The sequence below is a fragment of the Peptoniphilus asaccharolyticus DSM 20463 genome (genome assembly GCF_900176115.1).
GTDB lineage: Bacteria > Bacillota > Clostridia > Tissierellales > Peptoniphilaceae > Peptoniphilus > Peptoniphilus asaccharolyticus.
In genome coordinates, this window is the sequence record NZ_FWWR01000008.1 from 1 (window position 1) to 21252 (window position 21252).

Annotated in this window: 18 protein-coding genes; 1 reads left to right on the plus strand and 17 read right to left on the minus strand. The window is 28.6% G+C overall.

Going from position 1 to position 21252, the window contains the following annotated elements; all coding sequences use genetic code 11:
- From B8869_RS00275 to B8869_RS12275, 9 genes are all read right to left on the minus strand, one after another.
- On the minus strand, positions 1 to 780 hold a 780-nt coding region (locus B8869_RS00275), incomplete at its 3' end, for a hypothetical protein (protein WP_084229751.1).
- A gap of 20 nt (positions 781 to 800) precedes the next feature.
- On the minus strand, positions 801 to 1076 hold the full coding sequence (locus B8869_RS00280; RefSeq protein ID WP_084229752.1) for a MarR family transcriptional regulator: 276 nt from the start codon (positions 1074 to 1076) through the stop codon (positions 801 to 803).
- 104 nt (positions 1077 to 1180) lie between these two features.
- Entirely contained in the window at positions 1181 to 1975 is a 795-nt protein-coding gene (locus B8869_RS00285) for a toprim domain-containing protein (RefSeq protein WP_084229753.1), read from the minus strand.
- A gap of 391 nt (positions 1976 to 2366) precedes the next feature.
- Complete coding sequence (locus B8869_RS00290; protein WP_084229742.1) at positions 2367 to 3353, minus strand: IS30 family transposase; 987 nt, start codon at positions 3351 to 3353, stop codon at positions 2367 to 2369.
- 97 nt (positions 3354 to 3450) lie between these two features.
- Complete coding sequence (locus B8869_RS12165; protein ID WP_268802051.1) at positions 3451 to 4410, minus strand: DNA topoisomerase; 960 nt, start codon at positions 4408 to 4410, stop codon at positions 3451 to 3453.
- A gap of 26 nt (positions 4411 to 4436) precedes the next feature.
- Positions 4437 to 5249, minus strand: a complete 813-nt coding sequence (locus tag B8869_RS12170; RefSeq protein ID WP_084229755.1) for a DNA topoisomerase — start codon at positions 5247 to 5249, stop codon at positions 4437 to 4439.
- A complete protein-coding gene (locus tag B8869_RS00305; RefSeq protein ID WP_084229756.1) occupies positions 5246 to 5485 on the minus strand; it encodes a hypothetical protein in 240 nt (79 codons plus the stop codon). The genes B8869_RS12170 and B8869_RS00305 overlap by 4 nt, the downstream gene beginning before the upstream one ends.
- 9 nt (positions 5486 to 5494) lie before the next feature.
- Positions 5495 to 6457: a hypothetical protein gene (locus B8869_RS00310; protein WP_084229757.1), complete on the minus strand. Its 963-nt coding sequence runs from the start codon at positions 6455 to 6457 to the stop codon at positions 5495 to 5497.
- A 373-nt stretch (positions 6458 to 6830) separates the two neighbouring features.
- Positions 6831 to 10565: a peptidoglycan DD-metalloendopeptidase family protein gene (locus B8869_RS12275; protein WP_084229758.1), complete on the minus strand. Its 3735-nt coding sequence runs from the start codon at positions 10563 to 10565 to the stop codon at positions 6831 to 6833.
- A 125-nt stretch (positions 10566 to 10690) separates the two neighbouring features.
- Here B8869_RS12275 and B8869_RS00320 point away from each other — a divergent pair, with 125 nt between their 5' ends.
- The gene (locus B8869_RS00320; RefSeq protein WP_084229742.1) at positions 10691 to 11677 is read left to right on the plus strand and encodes an IS30 family transposase; all 987 of its coding nucleotides are present in this window, start codon (positions 10691 to 10693) and stop codon (positions 11675 to 11677) included.
- A gap of 211 nt (positions 11678 to 11888) precedes the next feature.
- Here B8869_RS00320 and B8869_RS12355 read toward each other — a convergent pair whose 3' ends face one another.
- The 8 genes from B8869_RS12355 to B8869_RS00355 form a co-directional block, all read right to left on the minus strand.
- Entirely contained in the window at positions 11889 to 11975 is an 87-nt protein-coding gene (locus B8869_RS12355; RefSeq protein ID WP_412458513.1) for a putative holin-like toxin, read from the minus strand.
- Positions 11976 to 12132: 157 nt separating this feature from the next.
- Positions 12133 to 13428, minus strand: a complete 1296-nt coding sequence (locus tag B8869_RS00325; RefSeq protein ID WP_084229759.1) for a hypothetical protein — start codon at positions 13426 to 13428, stop codon at positions 12133 to 12135.
- Positions 13429 to 13444: 16 nt separating this feature from the next.
- A complete protein-coding gene (locus B8869_RS00330) occupies positions 13445 to 15826 on the minus strand; it encodes a VirB4-like conjugal transfer ATPase, CD1110 family (RefSeq protein WP_084229760.1) in 2382 nt (793 codons plus the stop codon).
- 185 nt (positions 15827 to 16011) lie between these two features.
- On the minus strand, positions 16012 to 16089 hold the full coding sequence (locus B8869_RS12360; RefSeq protein WP_412458514.1) for a putative holin-like toxin: 78 nt from the start codon (positions 16087 to 16089) through the stop codon (positions 16012 to 16014).
- Between the two features lie 537 nt (positions 16090 to 16626).
- Positions 16627 to 17040 (minus strand): PrgI family protein, encoded by a 414-nt coding sequence (locus B8869_RS00335; RefSeq protein WP_084229761.1) that lies wholly within the window; start codon positions 17038 to 17040, stop codon positions 16627 to 16629.
- A gap of 4 nt (positions 17041 to 17044) precedes the next feature.
- Positions 17045 to 17851: a hypothetical protein gene (locus B8869_RS00340; protein WP_084229762.1), complete on the minus strand. Its 807-nt coding sequence runs from the start codon at positions 17849 to 17851 to the stop codon at positions 17045 to 17047.
- 82 nt (positions 17852 to 17933) lie between these two features.
- Positions 17934 to 18632 carry a copper amine oxidase N-terminal domain-containing protein gene (locus tag B8869_RS00345; protein WP_144017915.1) on the minus strand — a complete coding sequence of 233 codons (699 nt, stop codon included), beginning with the start codon at positions 18630 to 18632 and terminating at the stop codon, positions 17934 to 17936.
- Positions 18633 to 18704: 72 nt separating this feature from the next.
- Entirely contained in the window at positions 18705 to 21248 is a 2544-nt protein-coding gene (locus tag B8869_RS00355) for a Rib/alpha-like domain-containing protein (RefSeq protein ID WP_084229764.1), read from the minus strand.
- Between the last annotated feature and the right edge of the window lie 4 nt (positions 21249 to 21252).

Genomic DNA, 21252 nt, shown 5'->3' on the forward strand with positions numbered 1-21252 from the left:
ATTAATTAATTTTAAATCATAAGGTCTATTCGTAACTAATAGTTCATAGTCAATTTTTTCTTTTATATGACTTTTGACTTTAAAAAATAGATGGATAGGATTAGATGGATATTCCTCCTTAAAAATAATCTCTGTAGAACTCTTTGTAGTATTCTTTGTATTTGTATTACATTTTGGTGTAGGGGTATCATACATTTCAGTGTAAGATGGTGTTACGTTTTGATGTAATACCTCATTTTCAGTACTATTAATATCTTCAACATCTTGAATATCATTAGCATTATAGGTGTTACATTCTAATGTATGATCTACTATATATAAAGAAGCTTCTATTTTAGCATGATCTTCTTCAGCATAAGTTAGCTCTATTAATTTAGTAACGCTCATATCTAAATATAATACATTTGGTATTTTAGTATATGTTTTAGTAGTAATAGTTTTAAAAACCCTTGAAAGTACACCTATTTTTTCTAAAAATACTATAGCAGATTGAACTTCTCTTTTTGTTAAATTGAGTTTTTCTGAAAGCTCCTGATAATTTTTTTGAAGTAATTCCATCTTAAATTTCTTTCTATAACCTATTATTTTTCCTGTAGCATCATTTACAATTTCTTGAGGTCTATACCAATATACAACTTCTCCTAAAACGGCTATAGCTGGGTGATGAGGTTTACCATTTTCTCTTATAACAGTTTTATACCAACGCACGGGAATTACATTACCCGTAATATTTAATTTTTGTAAAGCATCAACTATTTTACTTCCTGTATTACATATCATATTTAAAATCCTTTCTTTATTTATAAATCTAACAGTGTTATTTGTAAAGCTTCCCCTATTTTCACTTTTTCTCTTTTTATTAAATTTCTCTTTTCTAACTCTAATAAAGTTTTTGTTGCGGTCATATTGCTACACTTTATATATTTTTGGACATCATTTAACCCAAAATTTATTTTAATTTTTCCCCGATTAGTTAAGTTGTACAAAATTATGTAGATCAACTTAGAATTAACATATAAATCTTTATATTTTTCATTAAAAATTTCTTTAGGGACAAGATATTTTTTATTGTTCATTTTTCCTCCATATACTATTTTTTGAGCGTATAATCCGCTCTTAATTGCTTAATTTAAGTCATAGTTTAGTATTGTCAAAAATTTTTAGACTCTTAGAAAGCGGATTATAGCTTCATTTTTATTAAATCTTCGTTAAAATCTTTATTTTTAGGAAATATTTCTATACAATTATAATTTTTATATTTATTTTTGACTTTTTCATTAAAAATTTTTCCTGCATTATCATTATCAACGCAGAAGTATATATTTCTGATATCTTTATATTTAAGTAAATTCTCATATAAACAAATCTCTTTTAAACCTGCCATAGAAATAAGAACAGAATCTTCTTTGACATTCATAAACTCATAAAAACTCATTAAATCTATAGCAGATTCAAAAAGATAAATAGAATAAATTCTATCAATATTACCTGGTATAAATCCAAAACCTAGGTTATTTTTTTGTGAGATGTTAATATAGCGTTTATCCCCTATACCTTTCCTTTCGATTCCTACTACTTCATCTTTAATATAATCCTTAAAGATGAAACAACAATTCATATGAGCGTCCTGTTTAAGCAGACCTTCTGTATAAAATATATTCACTGTAGACATATTTAGTTTCCTTTTGTTTATTAAGTAATCAAATACATATGTTGGTTCAATAAATTCATTTTCATTAAACTTAAAATTGTTACTTGTATCTTCTTTATATTCTTTAGAAGCAGGAACAAAAGTATTAGAAGTATTGTTTAAAATGCTTTTTGCATGCTTAAAATCAACATTATAAAGAGCCATAATGAAATTTATAATATCTCCATTTTCCCCTCTAGAATTCCAATAAAACTCATTCTTGTAACTATCTATTACAAGAGAATTGTGTTGTTTTAAAGATCTCCACCTTCTGTTACCTACCAACTCAATCCCTTGTTTATTGCAAAAATCTACTATAGATATCTTTTTAAAATCAAGATTATCTTTCAGGAAACCGAAAGCCCCACTCTACTCTAGGCATAGTATTTTTTATGAAAAAAATCCCTGAATAATTAGTTCCTTTTTTAGAAACCAGGTCATTAAAAGTTACTTCTTTATTCTTTAATATTTTTTTAGCTGTACTCAAATTGATTTTTTTGCCATACCTTTCAAAGAATTTATCATTTTTCCATATGACAAATGGACATTTTTCTTCACTATTATAGTTACTGCAATAGTAAGATTTTTTAGCTTCATAAACATCAGCCCCACAAACAGGACATTTACCTATACTTTCCTTTTTTGCATTGACGAATTGTCAAATCAAATGCAACACCTATGGTAAGAGACCAAAAAGTTCTTCTTTAGGTGTTTTATATTTTATACATTTTCTAGGTCTATTATTCATTAAACTTAAGTTATAATTTAATTCATCAATATTCACTTCTGATAAATCCATACCCTTAGGATAAAACTCCCTCAAAAGTCCGTTACTATTTTCATTTGTACCTTTTTGCCATGCACAATAGGGATCACAAAAATAAGTTTTGCATCCTAATTCTTTTTCTATTTTCTCAAATTCTGAAAATTCTTTACCTCTATCAAAGGTTATTGTTTTTACTAATTCTTTTGGATAATCTTTTAATGCATTTATTATTGCTGGTGTTACGCTTTCCGACTTTCTATTTTCAACTAGGATTGCTATATAATATCTAGATTTTCTTTCTGCTAAAGTTACGAAACAACATCTACTTTTCCTTTTATGATCTAATCTGCCTGATTCCACTGTATCTGCTTCCCAGTGGCCTAATTCTTGCCTTCTGTATATCTCTTTAGGTCTTTTCTTAATTGTTCTACCTTTATCATTGAATTTTCCTCTTTTTTCTGCTGGCCTTTTAAATTTAGCTTTTCTTCTCAAATTTTTCATACTAGTTTTTGGCAGCTTTTTGGCGTGTATCATTCTATATATCGTTGATGTAGATGGTAATTCATGAATCTCATTTGTGTTTCTATTTGATATTTGTTCAGGGGACCAATGTTCGTTAATCTTTACAGTTAAATAATCAATAACATCTTTAGAAAATTTACTTTTTCTATGGCAGTCTTTTCTTCTATCAATATATTTATCATTTGCCTTTATCGGAAAGTACTTAGTGTAACTTCCCCTACTAACTTTTATCTTAGATGAATTTCTTTTAATTTCTCTAGATATTGTACTAGGTGACCTTTTAAGTGCTTGTGCAATTTTCCTTATACTCATTCCTAAATTTAAAAATTGGTAAATACAAGATCTTTCTTCTATGGTAAGATGGTTATAGCTCATAGTTAATCACTCCTTTTAATATGTTTTGTTTGGTCACTTACATATTAACACAGCTGATTAGCTATGAGTTTATTTATGTTGCACTTGTTATGATAAATTATCCATTAAAATTTTCAGCTTTTTCAGCATTACTAGAAGTAAGTTTTGTGATTTTATTTTTAACATCATTTATAAAATCTTGTTTATTTAGTTTTCCATCTTCTATCTCTTTTAATTTTTCTTCCATTTTTGCTGTTAATTCTGGAGATTTTATTTCTTCAGATACATTTTGAATCAACTTTTTACCTAATTCTGTTGGGTGAAGGAATTTATTTTTCCTTGTAACATAATTATTTTTTATTAAATTTTCTATAATATTTGCTCTAGTTGCAGGAGTACCTAATCCTCTTTCTTTGACATAAGCTTTTAATTCTTCATTTTCTACAACTTTTGAAATATTTTCCATAACAGATAACAAAGAACTTTCAGTATAGTATTTTTTAGGAGTAGTAACTTTTTCTTCTATTTTCTTTTCCAAAAGTCTTACATTATTACCTTCAAATATACTTGAAGGTATTTCTGTATATTCGCTATCATTTTTTGCATTTAATAGCTCTTTAAGAATAATATTAAAACCATCATCAACTATGCTTGTGATATTCCTTTTAAAAACTAATCCTTCATTTAAAATTTCAATACTTGTTTTAGATAAAGTTTGAGGTTCAGAAAAAGCAACTAAAAATCTTACAATTATAAGTTTTAACAAAGAATTTTCATCATTAGTTAATTCTATATTATTAATATTAACTATATTTTCAGTTGGAATTATTGCGTGGTGGTCAGATACTTTATCATTATTTATAGTATTTTTAAAATTCATACCTCTATTCAAATTATCTTCTGCAAATTTCGAACCTTCAGCATAATTTTCTTTAATGTATGTTGTAATTAATTTAGCTACATCTTGCATATCATCAGTTAAATATCTTGAATCTGTACGAGGATATGTTACAATTTTTTTACTCTCATACAGTCCTTGCAAAATATCTAAAGTCTTAGATGCAGTAAACCCATAAATATCATTAGCATCTCTTTGTAGAGAAGTTAAATCATAAAGTAGAGGTGGATTTTTTTAGAAGTAATGTCATCTCTTTTTGTAACTTTACCAAATGGACTAACTTTATTTAATAAACTTTCTAAATTTTCTTTATCCTTAAACTTGCTTTCTTCATTAATATAAAGCTTTGTGTCTAATCCATCATAATTAGCTATTAGCTCATAATAATTTTCTGGTTTAAAATTCTTAATTTCATCATCTCTTTTTACTATTAAATTAAGTGTTGGAGTTTGAACACGCCCTACTCTTAGTGTTGTTCCATGCCTTAATGAATATAATTCGGTATAATTCATTCCATATAACCAATCTGTTTCAGCTCTTGCTTCAGCAGATAATTTTAAATTATCAAATTCTCTATTATCTTTTAGATTATTAAACCCATTTGTAATAGACGCTGAAGTTAAAGAGCTTATCCATAATCTTTTTACTGGAATGTTCGTTCCTATCATGTCATAAATATATGAAAAAATAAGTTGACCCTCACGCCCTGCATCAGTTGCACAAATAATTTCATTTACATTAGTATTTAATATAAGCTCTTTGATTACATTAAATTGTACTTTTGTTTTACTATTTATTGTTTTTTTAAATTCTTTTGGTAAAATTGGTAAATGATCGAAACTCCATTTTTTATATTTCTCATCATATTCATAAGGGTTGGCTAAAGAAACCAAATGTCCTATAGCCCACGTTACTATATAGTCATCTCCTACATAGTAGGATAATTCTTTTTTACTAGCTCTTAATTCTCTAGCTATATCTTTTGCTACACTTGGTTTTTCTGCTATAACAAGTTTCATAAGTTCACCTCATTTTCTTTTTCTTCTTTGTTATCTCCTAATAATTCCTGGAGATCTATTCCTTGTTCATTAGCTTTTCTTAAGATTTTTTCGTATTCATCAACTTTAATCTGCATTTTTATTTTTTCTAAACTATCTTTTTTTCTCTGAATTTCATCACTTAATCTTTGTTTTTTTAATTCTAAAGAATTAATTTGATTTTCTAATTTATTCCTTTGTTCAATCAATTTATTCATAGTCTCACCTTAGAATTGATCTTTATAAAGAAGTTTGTCTTTATTTTTATATATAAAGAACCCACATCCTCCAATAATAGCTACAACTATAACCGGAAAAATTATTCCCTTTTTATTTTTTTCTTTTTTAGTTTGATTTACCTCACTATCTTTTTTTAAAGTCTCTTCTAGCGAAGATTTAGGTAATTCAACTGTTATGTTCTTTTTAGTATCTTGATCAGCATAAACATTTAATACATTTGCATCATACTTAATCAAATCATCATTTTTTTCTGTTTTAATCTCTACTACACTATAAGTTCCTATAGGTAGTGGTTTTGAAAAATAATAATTGTTCTGTTTGTTTAAAATAACAGAGTCTTCATATTTATCACCATTAAATTTAACAGTAATATCTCTATTAAAACCTTCAGGAACTTTTGCTATAAAGCTAATTGTCCCCATAGCTAATGAATCTTCAGTATTTTCTTCTATTGTTTCTGCTTCTTGTACATTATTTACTGACTTCTCTACAATAACTGGCTTTTCTATTATTTTAGGTTTATCCTTAACTATCTTCTTAACTTCTCTTACTTCTTTTAATATTTGATCTTCAGTATTTGAGTTAAGATTCTTTTTATCAGTGGAATTTTTTTCTTCAGTAATTTTCCCAGTAGAATCTTTAACCCTATAACTACCATTATTGTCAAGCTCTACTGTTCCCACATCAGTCTTTATTACTTGTCCTTTATCTGTATATTCAACAGAGTATGCTCCGTCTGTATGAGCTTTTATATTTGGGTCATAATTTGTACTCTGACCATTATTAAAAACTTTCTTTTCTCCATTATGTTCTATGACTAGAGGTTTACCTTGTTCAACTGTTACTTTCGTTCCTTCACTTTCGAAACTTGTCGCATAAACTCCTGTTTCAAACCCTAAACTTCCAATAATTGTTAATGCTAAAGTTACTTTTACTAAATTTTTATTCATTAATTTTCCCCTTTTCTGTATAAAAAAACTGTCTTTCATATTTATAGAAAGACAGTTAAATTGATTTATTTTAAATCTTATGATATATTCTACTTAAAGAGGACACCGTTTAAGACGGTCGCCCTATAGATGATTATTATTAAAACCACCCGTAGTTGCGATACAGGTGGTTTTTTCATTTAACTACTTATTTTTATTAAGTGTTAAGATGATGACTACTAGTGTTGTAAACTCTATTATTATTGATAGAATTTCATAATCACTCATAGCCATTCCTCCTAATATGTTTATTAGGCGACCATCTGTATGTCCTCATTTACATTATATCATACTGTCTTTTATTATTTAATTTTCAACTTTTCAGATACTATTTTTATAAAAACTGCGTAGGATCTGTATGTTTCCCATTTATTCTAACTTCAAAGTGAATATGTGGACCTGTAGAGACTCCAGTTGAGCCTATATTAGCTATATTATCTCCTGCTTGTACTCTATCTCCTATGCGTACATTAACGTTGCTACAATGGGCGTATAACGTAGTTATTCCATTCCCATGGTCAACTACTACATAATTTCCATAACCATTCCCTTTTGTTCCTGCAAAAATAACCGTTCCTGCCTTAGCTGAATATATAGGACTTCCATTTGCTCCTGGAATATCTATTCCTGTATGAAATTTTTTAGTTCCATACACTGGGTGAATTCTATATCCATATTTTGAAGAAATTCTAGGATTTCTGCTGCCATTAGGGCTTATCATTTTTCCACCAAATTTTGCAATTTGTTCAGCAGTTAAGCTTGCCCCAGGAGTTCCTGTAAAACCTCCAGTAAGCTCTGAAAATTCCCCGCTTCCATCAGGCAAGTTAATGCCTAATCTATTAGCTTGTTCTTGAATAGAATCTACTTCAAGTAAATTATCAATCCATTCAAGATCATCTTTAAATTCCTTTTCTCCATAAATTACTCCATTTTTTAACCATTCTTTAAACTTGCTTCTATTTAGCTCATTCTTTAAATCATTGTAATATTTTGTTTCACCTATTATAGTTAGACGTCTTTTCGGTACTTGAACTGTATATCTCTCGCCTCTTTGACCATACCTTACTTCACTAACATAATATGTGCTTTCTTCAGTTCTATAAGATAACATCATTTCTAAAAGCTCTTTCATATACTCAAGTTCTTTATTGCCCTTTTTAACTTCTCTTTGACTATATACTCCGCTTATTCCTGCTTTGCCATCTACATAGATATCAATGTTTCTTCTACCAAATCTATTAGCCTCTTTTGAATTTGCTAGGAGAACATCAATCCTATTTCCTTTGATTGCTCCTCCAGTGTCATCAGCTATAAATACGCCTTTGTTGGGATAATCTTTAAAAAATGGAATGTATATTTTTGTTCCTAAAGGAATAACTTTAGGATCAACCGCTATATATTTATATGCTTCTAATTTATTTCCATTGGCTGTTAAATTAGATCCACCATTTTCTCCTGGACTAGGTGTATAAGCTGTAGCTTCCACAGTTATCTTTTTCCCTGCTCCTTGTCCGCTATTTTCTTTAGATGAAATTTCTCTACCTGAGCTGCCCATATCCGATACATTTACAGAAGGATCTATTATTCTGTAATATCCTGAATACCTCCATTCCGAATTATCCGAATATAAAATACCGTCTCTAATTCCCCTACTAGGACTTCTAGCCCCAAAAGTCTTTCCATCTCCTGTATAAATATCCACATGGTTGGTCTTTCCTGTTCCCATTCTTATACATAAATCTCCTGGTCTCAGTTCGCTTTTAGAAATGGGAATAAAATGCTTTCTGTCGCTAGCTATTCCAGCTACGTTTGTTCTATAACCCTTAGGAAGCAACCCTGATTGCCATCCAGAATACATTACAAGCCCAGAACAATCTGCACTATTAGGTCCACTTGTCCCTAATACATAAGGTTTCCCCGACATGGAAAGAGCAGTCTTTAAAAAGTTCCCCATCTTAGGTGATACTTTAGATAAATCTATATTAGACATGTCATAGTTTAGATTTAACTGATCTGATGCATCTAAATGGAATTCTTGTTGAAGTTTAACAGCCATAATTGCCATAAACTCTTTAAAATTTATATCTGCATATCCTCCTGGATTTACTCCAACCAAAACAACATCATCATAGCTTGCCTTAGCATTATTATATAAATCTGTAATTTCTTGATCTTTTTGAGATTTAACTTCTTTATATGCATCTATATAAGTTTGTAATTGATTGTCATCAATTAAAATAATTGATGAAGTAGCAGTTGTGCCTCCACCGCCCAAACTAGCAAGTCCCAGAATGCTTAAAAGTATTATTAGCAATATAGCTATAACAGCTCCCTTAGCTCCTCCAGAACTAATAAAGAAATTTTTTATTCCTATAGAGATATCTTTGAAAAACGTACTTACTTTTGAAGCAGAATTTTTAAAATAATTTTTTAAAGTCTTCCCTTCTCGATTGCTTCTAAACCACTTAACTTTTTCCTTGCGAATTAGGTTATCTTTTTGTAAATTTTCTAAATTTTTCTCTATTATTTTATTTTGTACATTTTTAGATTGAATTTTTCTTGTATTTAATCTCTTATTTGATATTTTGTCTTTAGTATTAAATACTCTACTCTTTATTTTATTTTCAGCACTTTTTTTATCTTTACTTGTTAAATACTTTCTAGCAAGCCTTATATCTCTTTGTTTTTCATAGGCATTTACAACTGATTTTGTACCTGAATCTATTGTTTGATCTCCATTAGCTAAATAGTCTCTTGCACCTTCACCTAATTGTCTTTTCTTATTTATTGCCCCTGTTTTAATTCTATTTATAGACCCTGCAAAAATAAGCTTACCTTTATTCTTTATGCCATTAGTTTTTATAAGACTTTTTATAGATCTAGCAGTTACCTTACTTTTTTTACTAAATGCTTTTATTTTTTTTGCATTATATAAGGTTGCTTTTATTCCGCTATCTACAGTATTGTTGTCTTCATCAATTTGACCTAAAGCTCTATCTTTTAGCTTTAAATATCCCATCTTACCTATTTTAGAAAGTTTACTTCCTTCAGGTACATTCCCGATATATTCATTATTAAAATTTTTAGAGAAGCTTGTATTTTCATTTTTATTTAATTGCTTGTCTATTAATTTCTTTTTCAAAAATAGTTCTTTTAAGTTTTTATTTACATTAGATTTACTGTTATTTTGTGCAATTTTAGATTGAATTTTTCTTGCATTAAAACTTTTATCTTCTATTTTAGAATTTATTTTTTTACTAAATTTAGTTTCTGTATCTGATTTTTTAATATTTTCTCTATGAATATTTCTTCTTTCAGATTCATATTTTTTTAAATCTTCTTTCTTTTTGATTTCATTTAGAATCTCTGCTTCGCGAATTTTTTTATTTTCTCTATACAGTTTTTCATTGATTCTTTTAAAATTCTCTTTATTTTGAGCATCCTTTATAATTTTAGCCTTGATTGGTTTGCCTTTAACAAGACCACTAGTAATTAGAATATTATTTTTTGAAAATTTATCAGCTTTATTTATTTTTGATGAAATATTTTTACTAAAATTACCTTCTTTAGATTTTGATACTGTTGATTTTTTCAAAGTATTTTCTTTAATACTTTCTTTACTTTTATTTATTAAACTCTTTTCAAGTTTATTTGAAGGATCAGATGAATATTCCTTTTTCCCAAAAACCTCATTTCTTTTCTTATCATATTCTTTTCTAGAGGTTTCTCTTTGCTTTTCATATTCAGCTTTCCTTTTTTCTTGTCTCTGTCGATCTAAAAACTTTCTTTCATCTTCAGCTTTTTTATTTTGATAAGCTTTTTCCTCTTCTATTTTTTTATCGTAAAGTCGTTTTTTCTCAGCTTCTATACTTTTCTCTAGAATATTCTTTTCTTCAACTTTATTTTTTATCTCTTCTTGTTTCTTATTCTCTTGAACATTGCTTTCTCTGTTATTAAGGTTAATTTTAGACGTTAACTTTTCATTAATACCAACCTTGTTAGAAATCTTCCTATCAAAACTTACCTTTCCCTTATTTTGAGATAAAATTTTTTTATCTTCTTTATTCAAAACTTCACCTCCATTTTTCTATAGATAATTTATCATAACAAGTGCAACATAAATAAACTCATAGCTAATCAGCTGTGTTAATATGTAAGTGACCAAACAAAACATATTAAAAGGAGTGATTAACTATGAGCTATAACCATCTTACCATAGAAGAAAGATCTTGTATTTACCAATTTTTAAATTTAGGAATGAGTATAAGGAAAATTGCACAAGCACTTAAAAGGTCACCTAGTACAATATCTAGAGAAATTAAAAGAAATTCATCTAAGATAAAAGTTAGTAGGGGAAGTTACACTAAGTACTTTCCGATAAAGGCAAATGATAAATATATTGATAGAAGAAAAGACTGCCATAGAAAAAGTAAATTTTCTAAAGATGTTATTGATTATTTAACTGTAAAGATTAACGAACATTGGTCCCCTGAACAAATATCAAATAGAAACACAAATGAGATTCATGAATTACCATCTACATCAACGATATATAGAATGATACACGCCAAAAAGCTGCCAAAAACTAGTATGAAAAATTTGAGAAGAAAAGCTAAATTTAAAAGGCCAGCAGAAAAAAGAGGAAAATTCAATGATAAAGGTAGAACAATTAAGAAAAGACCTAAAGAGATATACAGAAGGCAAGAATTAGGCCACTGGGAAGCAGATACAGTGGAATCAGGCAGATTAGATCATAAAAGGAAAAGTAGATGTTGTTTCGTAACTTTAGCAGAAAGAAAATCTAGATATTATATAGCAATCCTAGTTGAAAATAGAAAGTCGGAAAGCGTAACACCAGCAATAATAAATGCATTAAAAGATTATCCAAAAGAATTAGTAAAAACAATAACCTTTGATAGAGGTAAAGAATTTTCAGAATTTGAGAAAATAGAAAAAGAATTAGGATGCAAAACTTATTTTTGTGATCCCTATTGTGCATGGCAAAAAGGTACAAATGAAAATAGTAACGGACTTTTGAGGGAGTTTTATCCTAAGGGTATGGATTTATCAGAAGTGAATATTGATGAATTAAATTATAACTTAAGTTTAATGAATAATAGACCTAGAAAATGTATAAAATATAAAACACCTAAAGAAGAACTTTTTGGTCTCTTACCATAGGTGTTGCATTTGATTTGACAATTCGTCTATATAAAAAAACTGCCTTTCATATTTATAGAAAGACAGTTAAATTGATTTATTTTAAACCTTATGATATATTTTATTTAAAGAGGACACCGTTTATACTTTACAGTACAAGCGACGGCTACCCTTGAATAGTTACTTGAACCTACTCTATAGGGCTAATACAGGTAGGTTCTTTTTTTATGTCCTAATTCTTTTTAATAAGCGTTAGGATGGCTACAATAAGTGCTGCAATCTTTACCATCAAAGATAAGATTTCATAATCACTCATCATACACCTCCCAATTTAAAAATTGGGCAACCATCTGTATGTCCTCATTTATATTATATCATCTCAATTGATTTATTTTAAATCTTATGATATATATTTGTATTATATAATACTGTCTTTTATTATTTGTTTTTCAAGCTTCAAATTAAATTAATTATTTTTATCTCTCCATAGAAAACTTATCAATTAAATTATTTTTTACATTTTGAATATCTATATTTTCATGATTTTTTTCTAGTAATTTTTCAAAATATGGATTATTAACTTTGTTTCCATCACCGATATCCATTCTGAAGTGTTCTTCTACTTTACCATCTACAATATGATCAAAATAGAACTTACAATAGCCTTTCCAATCATCTGTCATTTGTCCATATTCATCTTCCCCAACAGTTTTGTTGTGTGTTCTTATATACTCATCTAAACGTTTTAATTCTTTTACTAGTTCTTTATCTACTATTTTCCCTGAATAATCTTTATTGATAAGGTCATGTCCTTCTTGATATTTAATAATCCAATAGTCTTTATTCATTTCTTTTTCTGTAGAATATACTATTTCATCAATCATTTTATTTAAATTATCATTCAATATAACCTCATCAATTTCATAATACTTTTGAAAAGCTCTAGATGCTTGAGTATCGTCCAGCCCTCTTTCTACAGCAAAAATTCCTTTAATATATTCTTCATAGTTATTTTCAGCTATATTTATTATCGTGCTTGAACCTTTAGACATATCAAAGATTAAATCCTCAATATTATTAGAATAACTTCCATATGCCCACTTAAATTTTTCACCCTCTGTATAAAGCTTGTGAGCTTTAATAAACTCTTCTCCATGGTGAAGTAAATAGTCATTATTTTCTTTATCTATTTTCAAAACACTACATAATCCGCAATCAGTATTTATATGATCTCCAACTTTTAATTCATCTACTTTTAATCCAATATTTTTCTCAACTTCATAAATAAGACTCTTTTTTCTAAAAAATTCTAGAACACTATTTTGAACTTCTTCCACATCCCTAAATATCTTACTTGTAGAATGTTCTTCATTATACTTTTTATATTGTTCAAAAGTTAATTTGAATTCTTGATTATAAAATGCAGGAACAACTACCTTTTTATCATTATCTTCATCTCTAATTTCGGCTTTTTGAATATTGACTTTATTTAATTCATTATTAAAATTTACAAAAATAGCAGAATAATTTTCTGTATCTAACTCTTTTAATTTATTGAGTCCATACCATATAGTTTTTCTAACTTCTTCTTCAGTTAAAAAAACTGACTTACCTCTATTTCTTAGTCCATGATCATTTTTAATAATATGATTTTCATCATTTACTTTAAATTGTTCTAAATCTCTGCTATTTTGAATAACTTTGACAGGATATAAAGAATATAATTTATCTCCCAATCTTTGTGTTAATACTTCTTTTCCCACTAAATCCATAACTTCCCTCCTTTACCTATATTTCTTCAACTTTAGTAGTCATCATTTTATATAGCTTAGTATCAATCGGGAATTTATCTGTGAAAGGAATACAATCACTAGAAGCTACTAATAATCCTTCTCCTGAGTTAGCATTAGTAACATAGCTAAGTTGAGTATCTGAAAGATTTAAAATAGTTGCTAATTCAGCTCTGTCAAGTGGTGCTTGATTTAAAAGTTGGATAAATTCACTGTTAGCAAGCATACTTCTTGCTGTATCACTCTTTAATAAATCTTCAATATTTTGAGTTATACCTGTCGGAATTGCTCCCCATTTTCTCGCTCTTTTAAAAAGTTCGTACAAAAATTGTGCTGAATACTCATTGCTAAAAAGTAAATAAATCTCATCCATATAGATCCATGTTCTTTTACCTTTATCTCTATTTGTTGTTACTCTATTCCAAATAGCATCAAGAACTATAAGCATCCCCATAGTCTTTAAATTCTTCCCTAAATCCTTTATGTCATAGCACACTAGCCTATTATTAACATCTACATTAGTCTTATTAGCAAAAACTCCTTGTGAACCTAAAGCATATAATTCTAAAGCTGTTGCAATATCTTTTGCTTCAAATTCCGGCTGTTTCTTAACTGCCTTGTGAAAATCCTTTAACGTAGGTAAATATTCCTCATCAAATCCACTTTGAAGATAATCTTGATAAATTAACTTTAAACATCTATCAATAATTGATTTTTGAGTAGGATTTAATCCTGTTCTTCCTCCTATGATTACTTCACAAAGTGATAATATAAAGTCTGCTTTTAGAACAAGAGGATCCTCATCGTCCGCATATTCTTCTGACATATCAAGAGGATTTATATAATGAGATGAACCTGCTGAAATTTTTATTACTTGTCCTTCAAAATTTTCAACTAGCTTTGTATATTCACGTTCCGGATCTATTATTAAAACCTCATCATCAGTATTTAATAATATATTCACCATTTCCCTTTTCGCACTAAACGACTTACCACTACCAGGAGTTCCTAATATAAATCCATTGTCATTTTTAAGATTCTTTCTATTTAGCATTATTAAATTTCCACTTACTGTATTTAATCCGTAATACATACCATTTTTTTGATAAACTTCTTGTGATGTGAATGGCATAAATACTGCTGTAGATTCAGTTGTAAGTGTTCTTTGAAGAGTTTTATAAAATCTATTATTTCCAAAAGGTAAAGCCGCTGCTAAACCATCTTCTTGCTGATAGTTTAATTTCCTAATATTGCACATATTTTTCCTAGCAGCTGATGCTATTTCTTCTGTATCTATATTCAGTTGCTCTAAAGTATCAGCTTTGTGAACTATAATTATACTTGTAGTTATTAATTTCTGATTATTATTAGTGATGTCAGTTCTTAAATTAAGAGCTTCATCCAGCTTATCTCTTAATTCATGCGGAATAAAAGCATCAAAATATCCATTTTTAATACTTCTCTTTTGATAGTCAATTTTGTTAGCTTCCATACCTGTTATTTGTTTATTAATAAGCCTTAGCGCTTTATGAGGTTCAAAAGTTTTAATGTTAATACTAAGACTCATATTAAATGGAAATTCAGTAAGTTCTGTAAGAATACGATCCGATAAAAAACTTCCTAGGTCTGATAAAAATAAAGCTCTGGCATATTGATCTCCTATCATCATATAATCCCTTTTAAACTCAAAACTATCAGGAGCTATTAAGTCTTTTGTAACAAGTCCAAACTTGGCATTTTCTCTAAAGTCTTCACTCATCTTCCCAGTTCCTCTATAGAACTTATGATATATATTCAATCTTTCTTTTAATGTAACACTCTTTACTTTACTTCCTAATTTCTTAAAATTTTGTGATATTTCTTGTTCAACTCTGTTTAAAGTAGCATTAGCATCCTTTTTATTATTTGCATAACATCCAAATGTTATATATTTCTCTTTTCTAATGTCGTTTCTACCTTCAGCAATTTGTCTTAGTAGCATTCCATTGTATTCTTCTCTAAACTCGTTAAAATTATCATTTTTATCAGTATCAATTAAAATATCACTTTCTAACTCATCTTGAGCAATAGATGTATTCATTATTGTAATTTGATAATCTAAATTACTATCCATTGAATTTAGAAAAGAACAATAATCTAAAAAGAAATTTTCTTGCATGTCTTGCCTTGCGATTTGATAGTTTATATCCTCAAATTTAACAACTTTTGTGTAATATCCTTTTCTTGTTTCAAAAATACCATCTTCAAAAGCTTGAACATAAGGTAGTGTTTGTTGTACTGACTTTGAAATTTCATTCTTATATCCCTTGTCTTTACTTTGATTTTTATTTTTATTTGAATTTTTTATTTCTCCACCCTTTAAAATAGATGAAAATCCCATTAAATTACCTCCTTTTCTGTATAAAAAAACTGCCTTTCATATTTATAGAAAGACAGTTAAATTGATTTATTTTAAATCTTATGATATATTCTACTTAAAGAGGACACCGTTTAAGACGGTCGCCAATAGTTTAACTTCTAAAAAGCCAGTGTACTGTCGATACAGCTGGCTTTTTTGCTTACATCTTACTTATCTTTTTTCACGATAAGGGTTATAAGTGTGCCAAAAGCTATCATTAAAGATAAAACTTCAAATGTACTCATAGCACCACCCCCTTTATAGAGAGTGCAACCATCTGTATGTCCTCATTTATATTATATCATCTCAATTGATTTATTCTAAATCTTATGATATATTCTATTTAAAGAGGACACCGTTAAAGACGGTCGCCTTGCAAAGTTGTTTTTATTTAAACCACCCGTAATAGCGATACAGGTGGTTTTTCATTTAACTACTTATTTTTATTCAGTGTTAAGATGATGACTATTAGTGTTGCCAATTCTATTATTATTGATAGAATTTCATAATCACTCATAGTCAATCCTCCTAATATATTTATTAGGCGACCATCTGTATGTCCTCATTTATATTATATCATACTGTCTTATATTCTTTTTTATTATTCAAGGTTCAAGTTGAACCTTGAGTTCAATTCTTTATTTTTTGTTTTTTTAAATTAGTCTTTTTCTTTTCCAATTCTTCTGATTTAAACTTATTCTTGTTTTGTTTTTTGCTCATAATTCCTAAATCTTTCATGGCTTTTTTATCTGTCTTTAGTCTCTTACGTTCTTCTTTTACTCTTAACTTTTCTTCTTTTTTTCCGATTTAACCCTTTTTCTATATTCTCTTTTCCCATTGTCAATTTCATAAGCCATATTCATTAATTTTTCATAATTAGTATCAAAAGTTACCCAAAAGCTCTTAATTTGATAAGTTCTTTTTTGCGGATAAACCATATATTGAAAAAGAACATATAAAAACTTTTCAAAAGTCATCCCGTTATATTTAAAAAATCCAATACTTGCTAAGGGCAAAGTAGTAAGAATAATAATCCAACTCATAGCTTCGTCGCCTATATAATCTCTTCCGTAAATATACAAAGGTATGTTAATAGCAAGTGCTATAGTAGTTGTTATAAACTGTCTAACAGTAAGTCCAAAAACTAACTTTTCCTTATAACTAGTAATCTCTTTAGGTATTCTAATCTCTATCAATTTATCACCCCAATCCAACTATCTTTTGCGCCCATGAGCCACTCTTAAAGAATGCAAATAGCATAACTCCGTAATACATCATTAATTGAAATAATAAATTAACCATCCCACTAGTATCTCCTGCTTCATTTGTTGTGACAATTGCAGAAAATAAAGTTCCCCCCATTATAATTATTATCATCAAAACACCTGCCTGTAGGCAAACTGCTAAATAATTTTGAAGATATCTTTTCCCTACATCTTTTACGTTATCAAACATAATTGTAGACATAGGCAAAGGACTAAACGCTCCCAATAAAATCAACTCAATCCCCCTTGCATAAACAACTATATACATTCCAATTGCCATTACTGCGGCTACTAAAGATGGAATTGCTAATTGAGTTATCGTAATTAACTTTTCTATTAGATTCATTCCTTCTATCGATCTAAAGACTTCATCTGTATTTATTGTAGTTATTGTCGGAGCAGCTATATTTATAGAACTACTAACAGCATCTCCTATAGTTGCCATAATATCTAAAATTTTAGGAGCAAATTGTACGCAGTATTTTGCAATCACAAGTTGAACACAAATAATAGTTATATGCTCCCAGCCAAAATTATTATCTCTAAACCTAATTAATTTATCTAAGAAATTTAAAAGCCAAAATATTGTTACTAAAGATATAGCGATTGGAATTAAAACCTGTGTTATTTGTTCAACAAAAGAAGTTTCACCAGAAACAGACCCTGTTAATATATTTATTAATTTTTCCAGTAATCCTTGCCCTGAAGCTGTTTTCATAAGTTCTTTCAAAAAACTAGTCATCCCCTATACCTCACCTTCCTTTCTCAAGGTTCAACTTGAACCTTCAAATAAAAGGTAGCCCAAGAAGGACTACCTTTATAATTTACTTAACTATATTTATAGTTACTTCTCTTTTAGCTGAATCCCATTCAATTTTATTTTGATCTTTTTCAAAAACTTTATATACATTAGTTAGAGACACAAAAGTTCTTGAATCTTTAATTACAGCGTTTGTATCCATAGTTATTGTTCGTCCATCGCTCATTTTTATTGTATTTCCATCAATTTGTATAGAAGCTGTTAAACCATCCTTAGTAAAATTTGCAGTTCTTGTTGATTCATCCCATCTAACTTCAGCTCCCAAAGCATATGCTACATATCTTAGTGGCAACATAGTTCTTGAATCTTGAATAAACGGCGTTGTATCCATTAAATAACTTGCCATAGATTTATTTGTTGCTTGGTAATAAAGATTTGAATTAATTTTAAAGATATATTTTAAGAAATTATATTGACCTTTCTTGCTTAATGTTTCTTCTCCTACTTTTTGTCCTGGATTCTTTCTAATATAGTCTTCTATTTTTTTATTAATATCTTCACTCTTAGATGACTTATTTTTTGCTTTATCTAATGCATCTTCTAGATCTCTTATAGCATCTCTTAAATCTCTTCTATCTGAATTTTTATTTTTTAATACTTTATTAGCATCTTCAATTGCATCTTCTAAATCTCTTTTTTGTTCTCTTGATAAATCTCTATTTCTTCTTAATTCTCGATCTGCATCGTTTATTAATTTTTTCAACCTATCTTTCAAATCTTTGTTAGGATCTTCTTTTTCTTTTTTATTCTCTTCTTTTTCTTGAGGTTTCTTCGGTTATTCTTCTTTCTTTTTCTTTGCGTTTTCAAGTTCTTTTTCAAGCTCTTTTATCTTATCTTCTAGTTCTTTAACTTTAGAATTGTCTTGTGGTTTACAAGAATTTTCTTTTGCTTTAAGATCTGCAATTTCTTTTTCTAATTCTTTTATTTTTTCATCTTTGTTTTTATTACTTCCAACTACTCCTTTTAATAAATCTTGTAGTTCTTTTATTTTGTCCTTTACTTCTTCATTTTCTTTCTTTAGTTGCTCTTTTTCATAAAGTGCTTCTTGAAGCTGATCTTTTAATTTTGCAATTTCATCTTCTAAACGATCTATTTCATCTTGTTTTAGAATATCTCTTGCTTCTAATTCAGTTATTTTATCTTCTAGTTCTTTTATTTTGTCTGCGTTATCTTTATCTGAATCTTTAAGATCTGAATTTTCTTTTTTAAGCTTGTCTATTTCTCCTTGAAGTTTAGCTTTATCGTCTTCCAACGCTTTCTTATCTTTTTCTAAATCTGCTATCTTATCTTTAAGTTCTGAGATTTCTTTATCTTTATCTGCTATTTTCTTATTTAAATCTTCTATTTGTTTTTTAAGATTATCTATTTCTTCTTGAAGTTTAGCCTTTTCAGCATCTGTTGCATTTTTAAGATTTTCTAATTCTTTTTCTTTATCTGCTATTTTCTTTTCAAGTTCAGCTTTATCTGTATTACAACTGTTTTTAGCTTCTTCAAGTTCTTTTTCTTTGTCTCTTAACTGTTTTTCTAAATCAGAAATTTTATCTGTTAAATCTTTTGTATTCTCTAATACAATCACCGGTACAATTACAATTCTGCTTGAACCATCTTCAAATGTTACTTTTACCTTAGCTTTATATTGTCCTGGCACATTTGTGTCTATTTCAGGTGTTGTTACATCTTCAAAACTTTTTGCATTTTTAGCTATAACATTATCTGTAAGGTCTATTTTCCCACCTTTTTCTACTACTTCTTCTTTTATATTGTCTATAATATTTTCTACTGGAGTAATAACTCCCATTTCATTCCAATCTTTTACTGTTACAGGTATTTTTACATCTTTTGTAGATTTATCTTTAAATTCTACTGTTACTTCCCCTGTTTTTTGTCCTGGTTCTTTTGTGTCTACAGGTGTTTTAACTTTTACTGTTGCTCCTTCAGGTAAATTAGTAATAGCTTTTGTTATGTCTACCGGATCACCTTTTCTTACTGTCACATCTTTTATTTCAGGATTAAATTTATCCGCTTCTAAATCCTCTATCAAAACAGGAATTGTAACTACTCTGCTTGAACCGTCTTTAAATGTTACTTTTACTCTACCTTCTGTTTCTTTTGCTACGCTTGTATCAATTTTTGGTGAAGTAACATCTTCTACTTTTGCATCTTCTGGCAATCCTTTAATATTATCTAGTAAATTTACTATCCCATTTACCTTGACTACTTCTTTTTCAATGTTTTCTTCTGATATTTCCGGCACCGGAGTAATAACTCCCATTTCATTCCAATCTTTTACTGTTACAGGTATTTTTACATCTTTTGTAGATTTATCTTTAAATTCTACTGTTACTTCCCCTGTTTTTTGTCCTGGTTCTTTTGTATCTACAGGTGTTTTAACTTTTACTGTTGCTCCTTCAGGTAAATTAGTAATAGCTTTTGTTATGTCTACTGGGTCTCCTTTTCTTACTTCTACTTTTTTTACTTCAGGTATAAATTTATCCGCCTGTGATAACTTTTTCTCTACATTTACAGTAATTTCTACATCCTTTTTGGAGCTATCTTTGAATTTTACTGTTATTATCCCTGTCTTTTGTCCTGGTTCTTTCGTATCTACAGGTTTCTTTATCTCAACAGAAGCACTTTCTGGTTTATTTGTTAGCCCTGTTGTTAAATCTACACTCTCTCCTTGTATTACATTTAATGTTTTTGTCTTCGGTATAAATTTATCTGCTTCATCTTCTACCTGTATGCTTTCCTTCCCTGAGTATTCATACCAAAATCCATCTTTTTCTCCTGATTTTGGATAAGCATTACTATCTGAAGATGTCACCTCTTCTATATATGAACCTTTGACTTTTTTAGAGGTCATAATTTCTTCTTGTGTATAATTTCTATTTATTATTAGTCTTCCGAAATTAATATTAGTAACAACTCCTGTGTATATAGGAACTCCAGGAACTGATCCCGAAAAATATGGATATCCACTTACTATATCTCCTACTTCTATATAGCTCGCTTTATTTTCTGCTCCTTTCTTCTCTATTTTGGGATAACCTGAAAGCTCTTCATCAAATTCATCAAATGATCCGTCATTTACTAGTTCTATTTCTCCGCCTTGAGGTATATATCTGTATTTTTTTGTACCAATATTTATTGTGTCAATATTAAATTTTTTCCACTTGTGCATTTCTTTTGTTGTAGCTGCATATACATTTGCATTACTACTACCGACAATAGTATTTAATGGTATTGCCCCTACAGACATTATTTGTGCCAGTGCTAATGTAAGTGCTACTTTTTTTACTTTGCTTTTTTTATTTTGCATTTCA

What these genes read in the sequence shown, in the direction of transcription:
- B8869_RS00280 (WP_084229752.1), bottom strand. Translation starts at nt 1,076, where the DNA reads ATGAACAATAAAAAATATCTTGTCCCTAAAGAAATTTTTAATGAAAAA.
- B8869_RS00290 (WP_084229742.1), bottom strand. Translation starts at nt 3,353, where the DNA reads ATGAGCTATAACCATCTTACCATAGAAGAAAGATCTTGTATTTACCAA.
- B8869_RS12170 (WP_084229755.1), bottom strand. Translation starts at nt 5,249, where the DNA reads ATGAAACTTGTTATAGCAGAAAAACCAAGTGTAGCAAAAGATATAGCT.
- B8869_RS00305 (WP_084229756.1), bottom strand. Translation starts at nt 5,485, where the DNA reads ATGAATAAATTGATTGAACAAAGGAATAAATTAGAAAATCAAATTAAT.
- B8869_RS00310 (WP_084229757.1), bottom strand. Translation starts at nt 6,457, where the DNA reads ATGAATAAAAATTTAGTAAAAGTAACTTTAGCATTAACAATTATTGGA.
- B8869_RS00320 (WP_084229742.1), top strand. Translation starts at nt 10,691, where the DNA reads ATGAGCTATAACCATCTTACCATAGAAGAAAGATCTTGTATTTACCAA.
- B8869_RS12355 (WP_412458513.1), bottom strand. Translation starts at nt 11,975, where the DNA reads ATGATGAGTGATTATGAAATCTTATCTTTGATGGTAAAGATTGCAGCA.
- B8869_RS00325 (WP_084229759.1), bottom strand. Translation starts at nt 13,428, where the DNA reads ATGGATTTAGTGGGAAAAGAAGTATTAACACAAAGATTGGGAGATAAA.
- B8869_RS00330 (WP_084229760.1), bottom strand. Translation starts at nt 15,826, where the DNA reads ATGGGATTTTCATCTATTTTAAAGGGTGGAGAAATAAAAAATTCAAAT.
- B8869_RS12360 (WP_412458514.1), bottom strand. Translation starts at nt 16,089, where the DNA reads ATGAGTACATTTGAAGTTTTATCTTTAATGATAGCTTTTGGCACACTT.
- B8869_RS00340 (WP_084229762.1), bottom strand. Translation starts at nt 17,851, where the DNA reads ATGACTAGTTTTTTGAAAGAACTTATGAAAACAGCTTCAGGGCAAGGA.
- B8869_RS00355 (WP_084229764.1), bottom strand. Translation starts at nt 21,248, where the DNA reads ATGCAAAATAAAAAAAGCAAAGTAAAAAAAGTAGCACTTACATTAGCA.